Annotated in this window: 15 protein-coding genes; 12 read left to right on the forward strand and 3 right to left on the reverse strand. The window is 29.9% G+C overall.

Annotated features, from left to right (window positions below; genetic code table 11):
- Positions 1-334 precede the first annotated feature (334 nt).
- The 4 genes from C661_RS0120035 to C661_RS0120050 all read left to right on the forward strand — a co-directional run bounded on the left by C661_RS0120035 (position 335) and on the right by C661_RS0120050 (position 4,945).
- A complete protein-coding gene (locus C661_RS0120035; protein ID WP_017417114.1) occupies positions 335-850 on the forward strand; it encodes a phosphatase PAP2 family protein in 516 nt (171 codons plus the stop codon).
- Between the two features lie 358 nt (positions 851-1,208).
- Positions 1,209-3,071 (forward strand): LTA synthase family protein, encoded by a 1,863-nt coding sequence (locus tag C661_RS0120040; protein ID WP_017417115.1) that lies wholly within the window; start codon positions 1,209-1,211, stop codon positions 3,069-3,071.
- Between the two features lie 82 nt (positions 3,072-3,153).
- Entirely contained in the window at positions 3,154-3,978 is an 825-nt protein-coding gene (locus tag C661_RS22430) for a polysaccharide deacetylase family protein (RefSeq protein WP_017417116.1), read from the forward strand.
- Positions 3,979-4,144: 166 nt separating this feature from the next.
- Entirely contained in the window at positions 4,145-4,945 is an 801-nt protein-coding gene (locus C661_RS0120050; RefSeq protein WP_242826017.1) for an acyl-[acyl-carrier-protein] thioesterase, read from the forward strand.
- Positions 4,946-5,020: 75 nt separating this feature from the next.
- Here C661_RS0120050 and C661_RS0120055 read toward each other — a convergent pair whose 3' ends face one another.
- Complete coding sequence (locus C661_RS0120055) at positions 5,021-6,772, reverse strand: phosphoenolpyruvate carboxykinase (ATP) (protein ID WP_017417118.1); 1,752 nt, start codon at positions 6,770-6,772, stop codon at positions 5,021-5,023.
- A gap of 776 nt (positions 6,773-7,548) precedes the next feature.
- Between C661_RS0120055 and C661_RS0120060 the strand changes: the two genes are divergently transcribed.
- Positions 7,549-8,709, forward strand: coding sequence for a CD0519/CD1768 family membrane protein (locus tag C661_RS0120060; protein WP_017417119.1), 1,161 nt, complete (start codon positions 7,549-7,551; stop codon positions 8,707-8,709).
- Positions 8,710-9,081: 372 nt separating this feature from the next.
- On the forward strand, positions 9,082-9,651 hold the full coding sequence (locus C661_RS0120065) for a hypothetical protein (protein ID WP_017417120.1): 570 nt from the start codon (positions 9,082-9,084) through the stop codon (positions 9,649-9,651).
- 85 nt (positions 9,652-9,736) lie between these two features.
- On the opposite strand, the gene C661_RS0120070 is transcribed toward C661_RS0120065, so the two are convergent.
- Complete coding sequence (locus C661_RS0120070) at positions 9,737-10,462, reverse strand: pirin family protein (protein ID WP_017417121.1); 726 nt, start codon at positions 10,460-10,462, stop codon at positions 9,737-9,739.
- A 391-nt stretch (positions 10,463-10,853) separates the two neighbouring features.
- Here C661_RS0120070 and lepB point away from each other — a divergent pair, with 391 nt between their 5' ends.
- The 6 genes from lepB (at position 10,854) to C661_RS0120100 (ending at position 19,263) form a co-directional block, all read left to right on the forward strand.
- Complete coding sequence (gene lepB / locus C661_RS0120075) at positions 10,854-11,369, forward strand: signal peptidase I (protein ID WP_017417122.1); 516 nt, start codon at positions 10,854-10,856, stop codon at positions 11,367-11,369.
- A 359-nt stretch (positions 11,370-11,728) separates the two neighbouring features.
- Complete coding sequence (locus C661_RS0120080; RefSeq protein WP_017417123.1) at positions 11,729-13,648, forward strand: OPT family oligopeptide transporter; 1,920 nt, start codon at positions 11,729-11,731, stop codon at positions 13,646-13,648.
- A 136-nt stretch (positions 13,649-13,784) separates the two neighbouring features.
- Positions 13,785-14,186, forward strand: coding sequence for a PqqD family protein (locus tag C661_RS22435; RefSeq protein WP_041877858.1), 402 nt, complete (start codon positions 13,785-13,787; stop codon positions 14,184-14,186).
- Positions 14,187-15,578 carry a dipeptidase PepV gene (gene pepV / locus C661_RS0120090; RefSeq protein WP_017417125.1) on the forward strand — a complete coding sequence of 464 codons (1,392 nt, stop codon included), beginning with the start codon at positions 14,187-14,189 and terminating at the stop codon, positions 15,576-15,578.
- A 260-nt stretch (positions 15,579-15,838) separates the two neighbouring features.
- Positions 15,839-16,930, forward strand: a complete 1,092-nt coding sequence (locus tag C661_RS0120095) for a dipeptide epimerase (RefSeq protein ID WP_017417126.1) — start codon at positions 15,839-15,841, stop codon at positions 16,928-16,930.
- A 179-nt stretch (positions 16,931-17,109) separates the two neighbouring features.
- Positions 17,110-19,263 (forward strand): HelD family protein, encoded by a 2,154-nt coding sequence (locus tag C661_RS0120100; protein ID WP_017417127.1) that lies wholly within the window; start codon positions 17,110-17,112, stop codon positions 19,261-19,263.
- A 284-nt stretch (positions 19,264-19,547) separates the two neighbouring features.
- Here C661_RS0120100 and C661_RS0120105 read toward each other — a convergent pair whose 3' ends face one another.
- A complete protein-coding gene (locus C661_RS0120105) occupies positions 19,548-20,648 on the reverse strand; it encodes a PRK06851 family protein (protein WP_017417128.1) in 1,101 nt (366 codons plus the stop codon).
- Positions 20,649-20,913: the final 265 nt, after the last annotated feature.

Consider the following 20,913-nt stretch of genomic DNA (forward strand, 5'->3'; position numbering starts at 1 on the left):
TTAAAGATGAACGAAAAATTAATCATGAATGAATTAATAATTGACTAGGGAAGCCTATACTAAGTAAATTATATTACGTTCAAAAGTAACAACACTGAAGGTTCATATAGGTGAGTATTATAGGGAACCAGAGTTAAAAATTAACTAATACATTAGTCCTACCCTGCTTCCCTTAAGGGTTTATGAAGATGAATAAGTTAAAATTCTATCATGGAACCCTATAGTAAAAGAAGTACCTGTAAAAAATTATAAATTAAAAATCCTGCAAAGAACCTTTAAATTTTGAAAAAAGTCTTATATAATATTAACATATCTTATCCTAGGAGGAACCTTAATGATTGAAAAATTAAAACATGGAGATGTATTTTTATTACATTGGCTAAATGATTCAATTAAATGCAAGATTTTGGATTTAGTTATGCCAATAGTTACTTACTTAGGTTCAGTTACATTTAGTGCAATATTTTGTTTAGTTACTTTGTTATCAGAAAATAAGGATATTAAACACTTAGGAATTCTAACGTCTCTTTCTATTTTAACCTCTACATTTATAACACATTTTATAAAAAGATTTATTAATAGAATCAGACCTTATATAAACTTTCCTCATTTAAATATCAAAAAAATTGGAGTAGACGATTACTCGTTTCCATCAGGACATACCACTGCAGCATTTTCAATAGGAGTAAGCATAGCTTTAAGTTATACAAGCATCGCAATTATAGCTATATCTTTATCCATGCTTGTGGGGGTTTCTCGAGTATACTTAGGAGTTCACTATCCCTCTGATGTTGCAGCGGGAGTTTTTGTAGGAACCTTCAGTTCTTATTGTATGTTCCTGGTTTTGTAAGTGATTACTTATATAGGATTTCTTGTTTTTGATCTTTGAAATCCAGTTAATAAAGTGTTTATGCATACAGAATAAATACAAATTTAATAATTATGGTATTAGAGTTGGTTATTAGGTAATACTAAAAATCTAGTTTATACAGTATTAAGTCCCCTTAGAATAAATCCGTTCTAAGGGGACTTAATTTTTGAAATTAAGGTATTCTTAAAGATAACTTCTAACACTATAGAATGCCTCCTCATAATTAAGAATATTAAAACTAAGTTGGCTTTTAAGAATAATTCGAAAATTAGAGGAGATTTGGAGCTTGAGGAGAATTATATTCATAACAGTTTTACTTTCGAGGAGGAATGAGGACATGCTGAGTTTTAATTCTAAAAATAAAAATAGTAACAAAATTAAAAATATAGGAGTGAGCCTATTAAAAGAATATAGGGTATTCTTTTTTATTTTAGCTATTTTTACAATGAAAAATATTTTATTTACAGCTCTAATTCAATCTTCAGGTGCGTCTATGCTTCAAAGCTCTAATTTGAAAATTTCAGCGTTGAATGTTGTTCCTTATATACTTTTTTCAACCATAATACTAGCTATAATTTTTTTAATTAAAGGAAAGCTTCAATGGAAGATAGTGATAGTTTTAGATATAGTTCTTACCTTAATTATTATCTCTGATCTTTTTTACTATAGGGGATTTTCTAGCTATGTTAATTTTTATTTATTAGACCAACTTTCCATGACAGAAGATTTAGGGGGTTCTATTATTGCCCTATTTAGAAGTATTGATATTTTATTTATATTAGATTTTTTACTTTTTCCTTTTATAATAAAAAGAAAAGGTACTCATTATAGAAGTACTATGAGAAAACCTAAAATTTTCTTTTTATTAATAGCCTTAAGTTCTTTTCTTCTTGTGATATATTGTACTGATTTTAATAATGAAGAAAAGACTACTAGGTACTTTGTGAAATCCACATTAGACAAAGTTCACATGCCAAATGAAAAAATGGTTCTTTTAGGACCCATTGGATATCATATATATGATGGATATAGCTATTATTCAAATAAGAAGCCTTATAGCCTTTCTCAAAAGGAGTTAAAGGATATAGAAGAATTCTATAAAGATAAAGAAGAGAACTTAAAGGATAATGCATATAAAGGGTATTTTAAAGGTAAAAATCTGCTTTTAATACAGGTAGAGTCTCTTGAAAACTTTGTTATAAATAGAGAAGTACAAGGACAAGAAATTACACCCAATATAAATAAGCTATTGAATAACTCTTTGTATTTTGATAATTTTCATGAACAGGTATGGAATGGAAATAGTTCAGATTGTGATCTGTTAGTAAATGGATCTGTTTATCCAGTAAGAGAAGGTACCACTTTCTATAGATATCCAAATAACTATTATCCACATTCTCTTCCTAATGTAATGAAAACTTTAGACTATAATACCTATGTAATACATCCTGACACCTCTATGTATTGGAATTATAAGCCTGCACTTTCCTCTATGGGATTTGATAAACTTTATTTTGCAGAAGACTTAGGAGTAGAAGAAAAAATTGGACTTGGAATTAGTGATAAAGAATACTTTAAAAAGGCAACAGATATCATTAAAAAACAAGAGCAACCCTTTTATGGCATGACAGTGACAATAACTAGTCATACACCCTTTAACCTTCCAAAGGAAGATAAAGCTCTAAATCTTGATGAAAATTTAGAAGAAACAGAAATGGGAAGGTACTTTCAGGCAATTCATTACACTGACAAACAGATAGGCAGTTTTATAGAAAGTCTTGAAATGGAGGGTATTTTAGATAATACAGTGGTAGTACTTTATGGTGACCATACAGGGGTTCATAAATATTTTCAAGACAAAATTAATGGGATGAAAAATAAGGAAAATTGGTGGAATGATAACAATAATAAAATACCGCTTTTAATTTATAATAAGAGTGCTTCGGCTAAAGTAATCAGTACCTATGGAGGACCAGTAGATTTAGTTCCAACTTTAGGTTATTTAATGGGTGCAGATGAAAAAAAATATAAAACTGCAATGGGAAGAAATTTATTAAATACAAACAAAGATTTTGTTATCTTATCTAATTTTGAAGTAAGAGGTAATATTACTAATGCTGAGAATGAGAAGTATGAAAGCTACTTAATTCTGTCAGAAAAAATAATAAGAAGTAATTATTTTCTAAAACATGGCAATTAAATAAATATAATTTTAGAATTAAAACTTCACCTTTTTCAAATACTAAAGTGTGAGTTGAAAAGTATTTTAAGAAGGTGATTTTATGATTGAAAAAAGAAGGAGATTTATTTCAACTTTCTCATTATTTACTTTTTTTACTGTGTTTTTATTTTTGCTTAGTTTTAGTATTCAGGATGAAAAAGCAAGTGCGCTAGAAAAGGAGCCGGATTCATTGGTGCAACAAGAAAAAATAGTGTACCTTACTTTTGATGATGGGCCTACCGTAGTTACTAAAAAAATTCTAGAAGTATTAAAAGAAGAAGAAGTTACAGGAACATTTTTTGTTATTGGCCAATTAGTTGAACAAAACAAAGGTATTGCTGAAGCAGTAAAGGATGCAGGTAATGCCATATGTGTTCACACTTATACTCATGAAGATAAAATATACAAAAATACTGAGGCCTTCATGGAGGATTACCATAAGTGCTCTACTGCTGTAAAAGAACTTACTGGTAGTGAAGTGTTAAAGTTCATGAGATTTCCAGGAGGATCAAGTACTACTATGGCAAGAAAGCCTGTGCTAAAAGAGATAAGGGGAGAGGTTGTTGATAAAGGATTATACTATGTGGATTGGAATATTACAATTGACGATTCTTTAGCTAGAAATAAGCCAGCAGGTACATTGATAAATAAGTTTCATCGAGAGTTTAAAAATAATAAAAAGGATAGGATTATAGTTCTTATGCATGATTCTTATTATAATAAGACCACTGTACCAGCGTTAAAGGAAATAATAAAAGCTTTAAAACAGGATGGGTATGTTTTTAAGAATTTTAATGACATAGACGAAAAAGAGTTAAAAATTCTTGAGGAAAGGGCTCTTATTAATAAACATGAAAAGAAATTAGATAAACAAGTTAACAAATAAAAATTAACCTATTATGAAAAATTCATAATAGGTTAATTTTTTTAGTAGTTACCTATGATATAATAACCATATTAAAGTTAAATCTTAAATTTACGATTAACTGTGAAGTATTTATAATCATAAAAAGTTCTATGAATATATTTTAATACAAAAACCCTAATGCATTATGCAGTTACTATTAAAAAGAATTTTAATTGAAAATGGAGTTGATTTTATGGAAAACATACATAGAGAGTTTTTTAAAGTTAAATTTTATGATACGGATTTTACCAGTAAGGTTAAACTCTTTTCCTTAATAAACTATATGCAAGAAACTTCAGAGCAGCATTCAAACAGCATAGGAATTGGGTATAACCATTTGATTAGTGAAGGGCTATTTTGGGTAGTTTCAAGACTTGAAGTAAATATGATTAAATATCCTAAAAATATGGATGAAATAATAATGGAGACTTGGCCAAGTGGTATAGACAAACTGTTCTTTAAGCGTAATTTTAGAATTTTAGATGCAAATGAAAATGAGCTAGGAAATATAATAGCATATTATCTTTTATTGGATGTAAATTCTAAATTTCCACAAAGACCTACTAGAATCTCTTTAGGGGTTAATAGCATAGAGAATAGATTTGGAGTAGAGAAAAAATTAGATAAGATTAAAATGCCTAATGACTTAGTAGGAAATGTAGAAAGAGTAGTAACCTATAGTGATATTGATTTAAATATGCATGTAAATAATGCTAAGTATATTAGTTGGGTAGAAGATGTTTTTAATCTTGAAGATTATAAAAATAAGAGAATAGCTTCTCTTCAGCTAAATTTTATGAAGGAAGCTAAATATGGGGATGAAGTAATTTTAAATAAATATGTAGACAAAGAAGCCTTCAATACATATTATATTGAAGGCCTAGAGAAAGAGACTAAGACTCAGCTCTTTCAGTGTAAAGTTACATTTATAGAAGAGCAATTATAAAGCTTAATTTGTACAATATCCTTTAGTTTAAGGAAAAGAATATATTGTGATAAGAAGAAAGTAAGGAATACTTCCTTACAACTCCTTAATAATTTCAAACAATTCGATAGCAGCTTGTTTTGGTCCATCCTTCTCTTTACCTTGGATGCCAAGACAAGTTTTTATTTGACCAACCTTTACGCCGGTTTTAAAAAATTCATTAAAATATAAGTCAATTAATTTATCTGTCTCGGACATTTTTTGGTAGGGACCAAAGGGATTAGCAAAATATGATTTTACTAGTCCTTTTTCAGAAGTGGTGCCTTTAGCCATTCTAGCTCCATCTCTAAAAATAGGTATGGCTTCTTCAGCAGAATTAAAGTATTCAATAGCTTTTGTATTTTCAGCCACATCATCATAATTGTTTGCGTAAAGAAATAAGTCAATAGGATAACCCTTCAGTATATCTTTATAGGTAGCTACAGGCATTACCAGTCTTGCGTTAGTTTTATCAGGGTTCATAAATATACTTCTATCAATTTCTTTAAAAGCGTAACCTTGATCTAAATCGTCAAGTCTTACAAAGGCTCCTATTTCTGTGCCATAAGCCTTAGGTTTTTGGCCATTTCTTCTAAGTTTTATGGAACCCATATCATCAAATATAATGGTCATATCGCTTATATAATCTTCACTAAGACTTCTAAAAGCTTCTAAACTTTCAGATTTTCCAGCTCCACTATCACCCATTATAAGCACATTGGCAGATTTTCCGTTTTTCATAATTATGTTGACCATGGCGCCATGGATAGGAAGATAACCTTTTTTTATCATGATTAGATTATGAAGTGTAAGAGTCATCTTTTTCATGTAGCCAAAATAATCTATGGCTTCATCATAGTTAACATAACCAAGCATAATACCATTTTTCACATCATCATAAAAAATAGTTCTTATCTTGTCATAGTCATCCTTGGCTCCAAATACATAAATTATATCTGGTTTTTTACCTCTGTAATCATCTTCTTTTGCCATTTCAAATAGATTACAAAGTGTAACACCGTGAGCCATTAAATCTCTATGAAAATAAATGAATGCTAAAACTTCACCTACTAGAGCAGGGTAGCAAAACCAGTGATCGTTATTGATATAGCAATCATTTAGCGGGTTTTTGAAAGTCTCAGTAAAGAACCCATCTCTAGTGTTTTTCTTTGGATAAGTTATAAAAGGAGCTTCTAGCATTATGGTATTAATAAAGGGAATATCTTCTAAAATCTCATATTCATAAGGACATGGCCAAACAGTATTATTTAATATCAACCCCGCATTAGCTCCAGAAGCAAGTTGACGATAAACAGTTGGTTCAGCAGAAAGGATGCTTTCTTGAATTTTTCTATAAAAGTCTAAAATCAGTTTTGTGAATTTATTATTTGCTTCTATAAAACTTACAGAAGCTAGACCGTCAGTGACTTTGTTGTTTTGTATTATAGAGTATCTTTCCAATCTCCTCCAAAAACCATAGAAATCCTCTACAAGTTCAAAGAATTCATACTTATCCTTAAGAATTTTCTCATACCTAGTATTAAGTCGTACAATTTCATTAGCTTTAAGAACAGTTAGTAATCTGAAAAGGTCAACCAGTTCATCAGTAATTTCTTCGCTATCAGTCTTTTCTATATTCTCACATAGAAATTTGTAAACATTAGAATTTCTACTTTTAACTCTATTATAATAAGATAAAAGTACTCTTCTAAAGCCTTCACTTTTTAGTAGGTTTTCGATGGTATTACAATATTTCGCAGAAAAGTTTATCATTACCTTGTCATTACTTATTGAAAATTCCTTTTTCATATATTCGCCTCCAACTTAAGTGATTTAACTTATAATTTATTAGGTTTAAAGATAGTTTTTTATAATATTAGTTTTTAAAATAGTATATTCCATAATATGATTTTGCGTGAAATATGCAGGAACTACTATAAGTATAATACATTTTATCGAGATTTGGAATAAAAAAAACGATAAAAATGAAATTTTAATTACGGCATGATGCAATTTCAAATTATTTATTCCACAAAAACTTCTTAATTAATTAACAGGTTCATTTTAAGAAGATCTTTGGAAGGAGATTTAACTTAAAAAAACACCATTGGGTACAAAAATATTTTACTACGCCAAAATTTTATTTTAAGAAAAAGACTATTGGCTTAACTAATTTTAAAATTTAAGTTCCTTTGAAATCTGAAGATGAATCAGTGAATTATCGTTCTGAAATGGTGTTAAATAATGTATGAATAAAAAGAAACTTAATAAAGCATATGTTAGTAGGAATACCTTGAACATAGTTATATAAAGTTGATATGGTAATATGGAGGTGATTATTAAAAGTAAATGTTGTAAACATTTTTTGAACAGATTGTTGTGAAAATACACAATTGTGCAAAAATAAATAAAAATCAATCATAAAAGATGTATAGTGAATAATTCTTGAATATATTCACTAGAATGAAAAACAAACATGGTTTACTCCCTTAGTTAAATAATTGACAAGCTTTACTAAATATCACATAATTAAGAAGGAAATTTTAGTCATTATATTATGTGCATTAATAGAGGGGGAGAAATCAGTGTCACAAAATAAGCCATTAAAAAAGGCCATCAGTACAGAAGCATTTATATTTTTAGTAATTTTTCTAGGAGTTTTCTTGGGAATAGGTAGTGTTATGGGTACGATTAATATGTTTAACACTCTAATGAATACAGCTTATAGATTGTTGATGGATACAGTTTTTTACATACTAGCCATAGCAGTTTTAGCTGGAGCAATAGCTGCACTACTTTCTGAGTTTGGGGTAGTTTCTATAATCAATAAAATACTATCGCCATTAATGAAGCCGCTTTATGATTTGCCTGGAGCAGCAACTATAGCAGTTTTAGCAACCTACCTATCAGATAATCCAGCGGTTTTAACACTAGCAGATGATAAGGGATTTAGGAGATATTTCAAGAAATACCAAATACCTGCGCTTACAAACTTAGGGACTGCCTTTGGGATGGGACTTATAGTTACAACCTTTATGATTAGTCAAAAGTCTCCAGTGGGGGAAAGTTTTATACTAGCTGGAATCATTGGTAATATTGGTGCGGTAGTAGGTAGTATTGTTAGTACGAGGATAATGTTAAGGTTTACATCGAAAATATATGGTAAAAAAGATTATTGTGTAGTTGAAGATGGTGAAAGCTTTGATATGATAAATTATAGAGAAATTCGACAAGGTAGTGTAGGTGGAAGGATTATGGATGCTCTTTTAGAGGGGGGGAAGTCAGGAGTAGAAATGGGGTTAGCCATAATACCTGGAGTATTAATAATTTGCACCATAGTATTAATGCTTACAAATGGTCCATCAGCCACAGGGGAATATACTGGGGCAGCTTACGAAGGAGTAAAGTTGCTTCCTTGGGTAGGGAGCAAATTAAGCTTTATAATTAGTCCTTTATTTGGATTCCAAAGTTCTGAAGCTATCGCTTTTCCAATTACTTCTTTAGGAGCTGTAGGAGCTGCCATGGGATTAGTTCCTAAGATGCTAGAACAAGGATTAATAGGAGGAAATGAAATTGCAGTATTTACTGCCATGGGAATGTGTTGGAGTGGATATTTAAGTACACATGTTGCTATGATGGATAGCTTAAATTGCAGAGAGTTAACTGGTAAAGCTATAATTAGCCATACCTTTGGGGGAATTGCAGCTGGGATTTTTGCACATTTTCTATATCTATTAATAAGTTAATAAAAAACACTATAGCCTTTATATGACATACTGTATAGTAAAGCGGATTAGAAATTAACTCTTTACTGTGTTTGACAACATATTTAAAGGTTATAGTGTTTCTTTTATATAAGTTGAAATGTTATTTCTATATTATTCTATAAATTTTAAGTAACCTATACTAGAGTGAGTACAAAGTAGAATTAGATATATTTCTGCAATATCATTATTACATTTTAGATACAATTTCTTTTGTTTTTTTTATAAGTTGCAATATGAAATAAAACAAAATGTAATAAAATAAATAAATATGTTTAAGAAAAATTATTTGAATATTTACAAAATTGTGTCATAATAGTATTATATTTAATTTAAGGTGTAGGGGGGACTAATATGTTAAAAAACCACGTTAACTACATAGATTATATAAAGTTAGAACATTTGTTACAAAAATATAAGGATATTAATTTAAATATAGTTAAAGAGAGTAAGCATTTTACAAATATTGTTGGAGTGGGACAATTAGGAAAATACTTCATAGAATACTGCAAGTGTAATGATAGGTGGAATAAGGATAATTTAAATTTTGCAAAATCATGTAAAGAATCTAATAATGATAGGAAAATAAAATATTTAAATAGTTTTTTACTTTCTGAGTTAGATGAGTATATGCTAGAAGAGCATAATAAAGGAGACCTTAATGTTTTTCTTTATAATTTAAGTGAACTTGGGGAATTTGATAAGTTTATAAATAGATTGATGGAAGTTAAAAATTCTTTTAATATCATTTTAGGAGTGAAGACGAAATATAGTAAACTTCAGTTTGATGTAATTGCAGATAAGCTTTCTAAAGATACAAAATTACCTGTAGTTGTAATAGATGAGGAAAAATTGATAAAAGAAACTAATAATTATATTATTTATGAACTTTATAATTTTGCAAGAGGATGTATAGAGGTTTAAAATGTAAAAAACAGCAGTTATAAACTTTGTTCATTAGTTTATAACTGCCTATACTTAAAAAGTTAAGTTAACTCATGTTTTACTTTTAATTAACATACTCATTCATTTCTACCAACAGAAAATGAGAATTATCAACAGTATTAATTTTTATTTCATCTTCATATATTTCTAATGCGTCCTTTTCCTCCAGTAGAACTTTGTGGTTTTTTTCCTCTAAACTTGTTATAAATGACTTACCATAAATTTGAACAAGATAAGCTTGCCTGTTTTCACGTATACTAAATTCCATACTATTTTCTTTTTCTACCATTGCACTGTAAATATTTATATCTTGGTTAACTTTGACAGGAGCTAGTCCATTTTTACTGCTAACCATATAAATCCAATGATTTTTATTATCCTTTAAAGAAAAATCGTAACTCATATAGTTTGGATTAGATGTTTTTTTATCTGACAAAATCCACAGTTGAATAAATCTTAAGGGGTTAATTCCAAAATTATGCTCCTCGTAAGTTACACCTGAACCAGCACTTATATATTGAACTCCACCTTTTTTTAATATACTTTCATTTCCTAAACTATCTCCATGAGTTAATTCACCATCAACCACATAAGACAAAATCTCCATATCATAGTGAGGATGATTATGAAAACCACTTCTTGGTAAGACTACTTCATCATTTAATAATTGTAGAACACCAAAACTCTCATATTTGGAAGTTGAATGTTTACTAGATGAATAATGATGAGTACTTTTAATCCAACCAATATTACTTTCAGCCATATTACTTAAAGGTTTTTTAGTTATCATATTTTCCCCTCCTTCTATGAAATTATTTTTACTGCTAGTATTATTATTAGTATTTTTAAAATAATAATAGGTGGTATGTTTTTCACAATTCTACTTTAATAACCTTTTTATTTGGCAAGGTAAGATTATATTAGTTTTATAGCAATCTTTAAGTTTACTAAACAGTTTAAAATTAGGGATGTTAGATTTATTTTAGTTTTAAAATTACAAATATATTTTTAAATTTTAAAATAGGTATAAGTAAATATAAATTTTTAAATATTAATTAACATATTAATATTAGTTTAGAAGTATAAAGTTATTAAATAAGTCTATGAAAAGTAAAGAGAATTTGATAAAGATTTCCAAGTGTGATAAAATAAATTTTATGAATTATTATGAGGTGATGTATATGGACATAGTCAAGAAGTTTGTAAAGGAATGGGCAATACCAATTATATGTGCTATAATCCTAGCCTTTATCATCAATAAATTTATATTTTTCAATGTTAGTGTACCAACAGAATCTATGTATCCTACTATTAAGCCAGGAGATAAAATATTTGTGCTAAGAAACTACAGACCTTCATCTTTGAAAAGGGGAGATATTTTAGTTTTTCATTCAAAAGAAGCTAATGAAGATTTGATTAAAAGGTTAGTTGGTCTTCCAAATGAAAAGGTTGAGATAAAATCTGATGGAACTGTTTTTATAAATGATATACAGCTAGAGGAATCCTATGTTAAATACAAGAGCGACAAAGTAGGTACTTTTATGGTTCCTGAAGGATGTTATTTATTTTTAGGTGATAACAGAGCAAATTCGGTAGATTCTAGGTACTGGAGCAATCCATACATACCTTATGATGAAATAATGGGAGAAGCTAAATTTATTATAAAACCTTTTGATAGATTTGGTGGTCTAAAATAACTAGTATTGCTAGGAAAATGGGAAAAAATCTTTGTAGCTTTTGCAAAGATTTTGTTTATTTATGAAAAATAGTAATAACTCTACTGATTTTGGATAATAATAGACATAGTAACTTAGATAGTTTTGTAAAAAAATTAAATTAAATTAAACATATTGAAGTACCGGTAAACTTGTTTACATTTTGTTAATGATATATTTTAAAATTATTCATAAAATATGTGAAAAATGTAGCAATCCAATGAAAAATGAACTATTAGCTGGATAATTTGGTAAAACAGCCAAAATTGGAGTTAATATTTTTGTCGAAATGTGATATTCTTTAATAGCACATATTTAATAATTTAAGAGGAGGTAAAGTGATGGAAAATACAAAAAAATTATCCCATAACGCTTATGGCGGTGTTCATGGTGATGACTATCTTCCATTTGTTCCTACAACAGTAGCAATGCCAGAATCAACTGGATATTCTATTTTTCTAGGAATCATATTCGCAATCATATTTGCAGCTGCAAATACTTATCTTGGATTGAAAGTAGGATTAACTATTTCTGCTGGTATCCCAGGAGCAATACTTGCAACAGGAATTTTAAAAGGTATATTTAGAAGAAATAATATATTAGAGGCTAACTTAGTTGCATCAGTTGCAGCTATGGGAGAATCTATAGCCGGTGGTATTATATTCATACTTCCAGCAATTATATTATGGGGATTTGACTTAAGTATTTGGACAGTAGTTATTGTAACTACACTAGGAGGACTTCTAGGAGTATTCTTTGTTACTCCATTAAGAAGATTCTTAATTGTTGAAGAACATGGAAATTTAGTTTATCCTGAGTCTATGGCTGCAGCAGAAGTTTTAGTAAACGGAAGCGAAGGCGGAGCTGGATTTAAAACAGTTATGACTGGTTTAGGAGTAGGAGCAGGTTATAAATTATTATCTGGTGGATTTAAGCTATGGCTTGAAGAACCAGAATGGGTTATAACTAAATATCAAGGTTCAATATTTGGATTTGATACATTAGCTTCATTACTAGGAGTTGGATTTATCGTTGGTACAGAAGCATCAGCATTCATGTTTGGTGGTTCTTTAATCGCTTGGCTTGGTCTAATTCCGTTAATTAAATTTATCGGAGCAGGATTATCAGCACCATTATTCCCATCTACACAATTAATATCAGAAATGGGAGCATGGGACATCTGGAGTAAATATGTTAGATATATAGGAGCTGGAGCTGTTGCTACTGGAGGATTTATATCTCTAGGTAAATCAGCACCAACTATCATTAAATCTTTCAAATCTGCAATGGCTGGAATTGGTGCTAAAGGTGCTGGTTCAGTTAAAAGAACAGAAGAAGATGCACCTATTACTTGGGTAATTGGAGCAGCAGTAATTGTATTTGCATTAGCTTGGTTATTACCAATGTTTAGAGAAGCAGGTATTTTTGGAGCTATACTAGCAGTTGTATTCTCATTCTTCTTTGCTGTAGTTTCAGCAAGAATGTGTGGTATAATTGGAGCTTCTAACAACCCAGTATCAGGTATGACAATTGCAACATTACTTTTCGTTGCTGGTACTTTAAAAGCATTAGGAAAAACAAACCAAGAGGCTATGATCGTAGCTGTATTAATTGGTGGTATAGTTTGTGTGGCTATAGCTGTTTCAGGTGGTACTGCACAAAGTTTAAAAACAACTTACATCATAGGAGGATCTCCTAGAAAAGTTCAAGTTGGTATGTTTATTGGTTTAGTTGTAGCATCTGTGTTTGCAGCATTAGTTATAAACATGCTTAACACTACTTATGGAATAGGAACAAAAGAAGTTGCTGCTCCACAAGCTACATTAATGTCAATGGTTATCAAAGGAATTATGACAGGAGAGCTACCATGGCCACTAGTATTCGTTGGAGCATCAATAGCTGTATTCTGTCAATTTGCTGGACTTCCAATACTTCCAGTAGCTCTAGGTCTATACCTACCAATCCACTTAAATGCTGGTATATTAGTTGGTGGTATCGTAAGAGTTTTAGTTGAAAGAAAATTCAAGAATGATGAAACTGTTAAGAAAGATAAAGTTGAAACAGGTATACTACTTGCATCTGGACTTGTTGCTGGAGATGCCTTAATGGGTATCGTTGTAGCAGGTGCAGCTACATTAGGATTAAATATTGGTTTTGGCGCAAACTTCATTCCGGCTTTAACTGGAAACGCAATATTTGCAACTGCAATGTACTTCTTACTAGGATTATGGGTTTACAATTTCTCAGTTAAATCTAAGTAGAATAAATTACTATTTATTGCAAATAATATAAATAATGATATAATCAAAATTATTAAGGGTTTTACTTATAATTTTGAGACAAATAATAATGTTAAGAGCCCTTAGTTGGGCTCTTAACTACTTTGTAGGTGATTTTATGAAAAAAAGTTCTACTGAGACAAAAAACGATAAGTATAATTTTCTTCTCTATGTACCAATAATTAAGCATACTAATTTTACTGAAAAGGATGGTCTTGTTACTTTATACTTTAAACATGATAAACCAATAGAAAAATTTGCTAGTTGGCTTGTTAGAAAGAATAATGTTAGTGATTTAACTTTAGATCAGCAAGGCTCTACTGCATGGCTATTAATGGATGGAGAAAAGAATATTTATGAAATTGCAATGGAAATGTCCAAAATTTTTGGAGAAACAAAGGAAACTGCAATTGAAAAATTAATTACCTATTCAACTTACTTATCAAGAAAGGGTTGGATTCATTTCAAAGAGGTAAAAACCTTAGAGCCCAAAGATGAAGAAAATAAGGAGATGAATTAAATGGATTTAAATGTAAGAATTGATGAAATGCGTGAAGACATAATAAGAACTACCCAAGAGTTGGTTAAAATTAGAAGTTTAGAAGGTGAAGCAAAGCCAGGAATGCCTTTTGGAGAAGAAGTTGCTAAGGCTCTACAATGTGCTTTAGATAATGCCGAGAAATTAGGATTAAAAACTGTTAATGTTGATGGCTATGTTGGGTATGCTGAAATTGGTGAAGGTGAAGATTATGTAGCTGCATTAGGTCACTTAGACATTGTACCTGAAGGTGATGGATGGATACATCCTCCTTATGGCGCAGAAATTCATGATGATAAGATCTTTGGAAGAGGTACTTTAGATGATAAAGGACCAATTGTAGCTTGTCTTTATGGATTAAAAGCTATAAAAGATGCTAATTTACCAATTACAAAAAGAATAAGAGTAATATTTGGAACAAATGAAGAAACAGGTAGTAATGAATTACATTATTATTTACAAAAAGAAAAGCCACCAGTTGCTGCGTTTACTCCAGATGCTAATTTCCCAATTATTAATGGCGAAAAAGGCATAACTACTTTCAATATAGTTAAGGACGTAAAAAATAAACCACAAGGTGATTACGTTGTTGAATATATAAAAGGTGGAGTAGCTCCAAATATGGTTCCTGATTATGCAGAGGCACTAGTAGTAACGACTAATACAAGTGATTTAATAGATAAGTTAAATGGTTTTGCTAAAGTAAATGGTTATGACATGAAAGCAGAAGCTAATGGAAATAGAGTTACTATTAAATCTGTAGGAGATTCTGCACATGGTAGTACGCCTGAACTTGGTAAAAATGCTATAATGCAAATTATAACTTTCTTAAATGTGTTACCACTTGGTGAGGATTGCATATCAAGTTCAATAAAGTTCTTAGCTGAGTACGTAGGAATGGAAATTCATGGAGAAACCTTTGGCGTACTATTAGAAGATAAGGATTCAGGAAAACTTTCTTTCAACCTAGGAAAAATAAGTATAGATGAGAATAAAGTTGTGGTAACTTTAAATTTAAGATATCCTGTAACAAAAACTTTAGAGGATATGATGACACCATTTAATAGAACTCTTGAAAATACTGGATTTGCTATTGAGAACTTCACTCATCAAGAACCATTGTATTTTTCACCAGATCATCCTCTAGTTAAGACTCTTCAAAAGGTTTATAGTGAGCAAACTGGTAAAGAGGGTACTTTAATATCAATTGGTGGAGGAACTTATGCTAAAGAGATGCCAAATACTTTAGCTTTTGGACCAACTTTCCCAGGGGATCCAGATGTAATCCACAAGCCAAATGAATATGTTGTAATAGAAGATTTAATTCAAATGACAAAAATATATACTCATGCATTATATGAACTAGCAAAATAGATAAATTGACCTTTTTTAATTGTAAGTGAGTTAAATAAATATGATTAATTACAGCTTAATTTAAACATAGAGAAGAGCATGCTCTTCTCTATGTTTTTCAGTTTAAATTAAATTGAAAATCTTATTTCCATTGAAAAAGTATTTTAATTGGGTATAATAATAGATAAATATAAGAAAATCCAATTTAATGTTGCATATAATTAAATTATGTAGAGAAATAAATAATTTAATTAAAATTTAAGGTGAGAGGTATAATTAAAATGATAATAAATGATGTAAAAGTTGGTAAAATTACTGTGCCATTGAAAAAACCATTTCTTATTGGAGATAGGCCATATAATTATTCAAAAGAAGTTATTTTAAAAATAATTACTGATGGAGGGGAAATAGGATTTGGTAGCGCTGCTCCAGCTCCAAGAGTCACAGGAGAAACAGAAGATTCCATTGTTGGGGCAATTAAACATATATCACAGCATATTAAAGGAATGGATATTAGTTGTCTTGAGTGTATAACAAAAACTATAGATGAATGCATTAAAGGCAATAATAGTGCTAAGGCTGCTTTCGATATGGCTTTGTATGATTTAGCTGCTAAGAGAGCAAACATACCACTTTTTAAATTGTTGGGAGGATATAACTCAGAGATACTTACTGACATGACAATACAGTATGATACTGTAGAAAATATGGTAAGTGCAGCTTATGATGCTGTAAGAGATGGCTATAGCAATATCAAAATAAAGCTTGGCAAAGATCCAGAACATGATTTAGAAAGAGTTAAGCTGTTAAGAAAGGCTATTAGAAAAGGAATAAAGGTAAGAGTGGACGGGAATCAAGGGTGGTCTCCAAAGGAAGCGGTAAAAATCATCAGAAAAATTGAAGAATTAGATCTAGATATAGAGTTTGTTGAGCAACCAGTGAAGGCTTGGGACATTGAAGGGTTAAAGTTTGTTAAGGAAAATGTTGATACTTTAATTTTAGCAGATGAATCAGTATTTGCTACTCCAGAAGCTTTTAAAATCATACAAAATAGAGCTTGTGACTTAATTAATATAAAGCTTATGAAAAGCGGTGGAATTCATAATGCCATGAAGATATATAACATGGCAGATACTATGGGTATTAAGTGTATGATGGGATGCATGCTTGAAAGCAAGGTAGGAATAACAGCAGCTGCAAGTTTTGCTGCAGCTAAAAGTAATATGATAATTTCAGACTTAGATACAATGTTGTATTTTTCAGAGGATCCAATTGTAGGTGGAGCTACTATTGAGGGTAATAGAATCGTGCTATCCGAGGAGCCAGGTTTAGGAATAACAGATATAATAGGATGGGAAGAAATTGCAATTTAGATAGCATAACTTTTGTAAAAATTACAATTTAAAATTGATTTTAATAATATATGTTCCAGTAATGTAACTTCAAAATTTTAGTTTTCTAGTCAATAGATAAAATTATCATTATGAGGTAACCTTATTGGAACTTATATATTAGACAAAATTTAAGAGTATGAAGGAAGGAAAGTATAACTGTGAGTAATGAGATTAATGAAGAAATAAAAAAACAGCTAGAAATTTCAATAGAAGAGGGTAAATTATCAGATACAATTAGGATTATTAATGAAGAGATATTAAAATACATAGAAAAGCGAAAAGGAATAAGTGAATATATACTTGATTATAGAAAAAAGTTTATAGAAGAATATAGAGATGATGAAGATAAAGTAATTGAATACTTTGATCATGAAAGATATGTAAAAGAAGAGGCTTTTAAAACTATAGATAGAAGGTTAAAAGAGCTAAATATATTAAAAGTGTCACCATACTTCGGTAGAGTTGATTTTAGAGAAGGTGATTTTGGAGTTGAACAAATATACATTGGAAGATTTGGAGTTACTCCAGAGGAGTCTTTTGAACCTTTAATAGTTGACTGGAGAGCACCTATATCTTCGATTTTTTATAATGGTGGTATAGGTGAGGGTTATTATGAAGCTCCAAAGGGAAAGGTGGAAGTATCTGTTCTCCAAAAAAGACAGTTTATCATAAAAAAGGGAAAGCTAGAAGGATTATTTGATTCTGCTGTAGATGTAAAAGATGATATTTTGCAAATGATGCTGAGTAAAAATTCTTCAGATAAATTAAAAGATATTATAATGACTATCCAAAAGGAACAGGATGATATAATAAGACAGTCAAGAACTGAAACTGTAGTAGTTGATGGGGTTGCTGGTAGTGGAAAAACTACTATTGCTCTTCATAGAGTTGCATACCTTTTATATAATTACAGAAAAATACTAGAAGATAAAGTTCTTATACTAGGACCAAATAATATTTTTATGGAATATATATCAACAGTGCTGCCGAGTTTAGGGGAAAGTGGAGTATTACAAACTACATTTAAGGATTTTGTTTTAGATATTTTAGATATAGATAATGTTATTTCATTGAAGGATATAATGGAGAGGTTTTTAACTGGAGATAAAAATTATGAAGAAGAAATTAGCTACAAAACATCTATTGAATATAAGCACTTTTTAGATGAATATGTAGATAAATTAAATAAAGCTTATTTTTCATCCAAGAATATCGAATTTAGAAAACGTAAAGTAATTTCCTCAGAAGAAATGGAAAAAATGTTTAGCCATGAGTTTTATATGTTACCCCTTTTTAGAAGATGTAAAAAGGTAAAGAGAATTATATTTTCTAGATTGAAAGATGTAAGAGATGAGGAATTTAGAAGAATTCAAAAGGAGTATGATGAGGAAAAAGCCTCCTATTCAAAGGATGAATTAATTTTTCATATAAATAACTTAGACTTTAATAGAAAACTTAAAATAAGAGAATTAATTCAGGAACTAATAGAAATTAAGAAAACTTTAGAGTTTTTAAATCCACCAGATGTAATAAGTTTATATGAAGAAATAAATAGTGGTTTTATTAGCAAAGAGCTTACAGAAATAGATTTAGGGGCTTTATTATATCTAAAGGTTAAATTAGAAGGAATTAAATCACCAAGGGAAGTAAAACACATAGTAATAGATGAAGCTCAGGATTACTCACTAATGCAGTTTATAGCTATTAAAGAGTATACAAGGGCTGTGTCCATGACTATTGTGGGTGATAGTAATCAAAGAATACTTCCTATGAAGGATAATAAACCGCCGATGCTTGCAGTAGATGAATTCATCAGCAACTTTAACACTAAAGAGTTTACGCTTAATAAAAGTTATAGATCAACAAGAGAAATTATGGAATATAGTAATAAGTTCCTTAAAGCCCAAAGCATAGTACCACTTGTAAGAAGTGGTGACTCTGTAGTGGAGGTGGAGGCTCAAAACAATGAAGAGCTTTCAAAGCTTATAGAGACCTATGTAGATACTATGAAAAATAAAGAGTTAGAAAATGTAGCTATCATTACTAGAGACTTAGAAGATGCATACAAGATAAAAAGTATTATCAGCAATAATGTTAGTGCAAAGGTTATAGATAGGGAAAATGTAGTTCATAGAGACTCATTAATAATAATTCCATCTTACTTCGCAAAAGGTTTAGAATTTGATGGAGTAGTTGTTGTTAATACAGGAAAACAAGAACTTATCACAGAGGATAAATTAATGTATGTTATGTGTACTAGAGCTCTTCATAATCTGTTTGTGATTAAAACTAGTGAATTAGTTGATCAGTAGAATGGTTTTGTTATTTTAAAGCCCACAGCTAATATTTGTTTTAGATAAGTTTATTAGTGTTATGGGGCATTGCTAATGAATACTTATTTCAATAGATTAAATATTTAATAAAACAAGATAAGTAATGGAAAATTTATTACTAAGCTTGGATTATAAGAGATAAGCTTAATTAGAATATTATACTAATATAAAAAGTGTGGTGAATTCACCACACTAATTTTTTGGCTATCGTTATTACATTTATAACCTTAGTGGTAATTTATGATAAAGAAAGAGGTCTTTGATTATTTACCTCTCAAGTACTCCTCTTCATATTTCAATAATCTTTGAATAGTTTCCTCGGAAATTTCATTTATTTTATTAAAGTTCATGTTTGGAATATATCCAGTTTCAAGATCATCGTGAAGACTCTTTGCTCTTTTAATACAAGCAAGTCCTTTATTAAGAAGCAAGTAGAAGGTTTCTTTAACTTCATCAATATCATCTTTATTTCTTTCTAAAAGGTTTTTATTTAGTAAATTATTCATGTCGTAGATTTTACCATTAATGTTCAGGTTATTAATTTCATTGGAGGTTACAACAGCCACCCCAAGAGCTGGAATCAGTACATGCTCAATTTTATCAGGAGTAAGTGGAGTATGGAATACTTCTACATAATAGCCACGCCTTACTGCCTCCTCATAGAGGTATTGTAGAATATTGGTTTTACCTGTTCCAGGACCACCTTTAAGAACATAAACCTTTGGAAATCCTTCTATTAAATTTTCTATATAAGTTACAATTCCATTAGGAGTAAAAGCAGTAGCGAAAAGATGGCGATCAAAACCAAGTTTGCTTACACTGTTAGGTAAAATATCATTTTTAAGTTCTTCCTTTAATAAGCTAAGTTTATTTAGGTTTAGCGCTTCGCTATTAAAAGTAGACCAGTCTTCATAAATATCTTTAGAAGCTCCAAAGAATCTGTAAGCTCTTCTGAAGATTTTTCCAACTTTTTTATTAGTATCCATAATAAAGGGTTTAAAGGACTTGAAACCTTCTTCATTCCAACATTGACCTAAGTTTAAAATTTCATCCACTGCCCCAGGATTTATAGGGTCCACTACATGAGGAGAAGTTCCATCTAATAGGGCAACATTTAAGCCTTTGATTACAACTCCATCAAGAGAATTATTATCTGAAGAGCAGTGGTGATATTCTACTTCATAGCCTTTTTCAAAAAATATACTTGCAACTTTTTTCATAAGTGAGGATTTGCCAGTACCAGGACCACCTTTAATACAAATTATACGCTTTGCTTCATCTTGAGAAAGGATATACCTATAAAAAGAGTAAAAACCTTTAGAAGTATTACCACCAGGGAAAAAATGTCTTTGTTTACCGGACATAAAAATCACACTCCATACTTTCATAGTAATATATACTATTCTGGAGTCCATTAAAATGCTATTGCTAATTTTAAGTTATTGGTGTTAAGTTTATGTTAATTAGCATAGTCAATAGATCTTCAAAGGAATATTACTGGTAATGTGTATTAATAGCAATTTAAATTCATTAATGTTGAATATAAAAAAACTAATATTAGCAATTTTAGCTAGTATTAGTTTTTTAACGATGAAATTATTCCAAGGGTTAGTGAGTAAAGGTATAGTA

This window comes from Clostridium tunisiense TJ, assembly GCF_000300195.1.
Taxonomy (GTDB): Bacteria; Bacillota; Clostridia; order Clostridiales; family Clostridiaceae; genus Clostridium_J; species Clostridium_J tunisiense.

Excerpts from the sequence above, each read along its gene's own strand:
- C661_RS0120035 (WP_017417114.1), top strand. The coding sequence starts at position 335 with ATGATTGAAAAATTAAAACATGGAGATGTATTTTTATTACATTGGCTA.
- C661_RS0120040 (WP_017417115.1), top strand. The coding sequence starts at position 1,209 with ATGCTGAGTTTTAATTCTAAAAATAAAAATAGTAACAAAATTAAAAAT.
- C661_RS22430 (WP_017417116.1), top strand. The coding sequence starts at position 3,154 with ATGATTGAAAAAAGAAGGAGATTTATTTCAACTTTCTCATTATTTACT.
- C661_RS0120050 (WP_242826017.1), top strand. The coding sequence starts at position 4,145 with ATGCAGTTACTATTAAAAAGAATTTTAATTGAAAATGGAGTTGATTTT.
- C661_RS0120055 (WP_017417118.1), bottom strand. The coding sequence starts at position 6,772 with ATGAAAAAGGAATTTTCAATAAGTAATGACAAGGTAATGATAAACTTT.
- C661_RS0120065 (WP_017417120.1), top strand. The coding sequence starts at position 9,082 with ATGTTAAAAAACCACGTTAACTACATAGATTATATAAAGTTAGAACAT.
- C661_RS0120070 (WP_017417121.1), bottom strand. The coding sequence starts at position 10,462 with ATGATAACTAAAAAACCTTTAAGTAATATGGCTGAAAGTAATATTGGT.
- lepB (WP_017417122.1), top strand. The coding sequence starts at position 10,854 with ATGGACATAGTCAAGAAGTTTGTAAAGGAATGGGCAATACCAATTATA.
- C661_RS0120080 (WP_017417123.1), top strand. The coding sequence starts at position 11,729 with ATGGAAAATACAAAAAAATTATCCCATAACGCTTATGGCGGTGTTCAT.
- C661_RS22435 (WP_041877858.1), top strand. The coding sequence starts at position 13,785 with ATGAAAAAAAGTTCTACTGAGACAAAAAACGATAAGTATAATTTTCTT.
- pepV (WP_017417125.1), top strand. The coding sequence starts at position 14,187 with ATGGATTTAAATGTAAGAATTGATGAAATGCGTGAAGACATAATAAGA.
- C661_RS0120095 (WP_017417126.1), top strand. The coding sequence starts at position 15,839 with ATGATAATAAATGATGTAAAAGTTGGTAAAATTACTGTGCCATTGAAA.
- C661_RS0120105 (WP_017417128.1), bottom strand. The coding sequence starts at position 20,648 with ATGTCCGGTAAACAAAGACATTTTTTCCCTGGTGGTAATACTTCTAAA.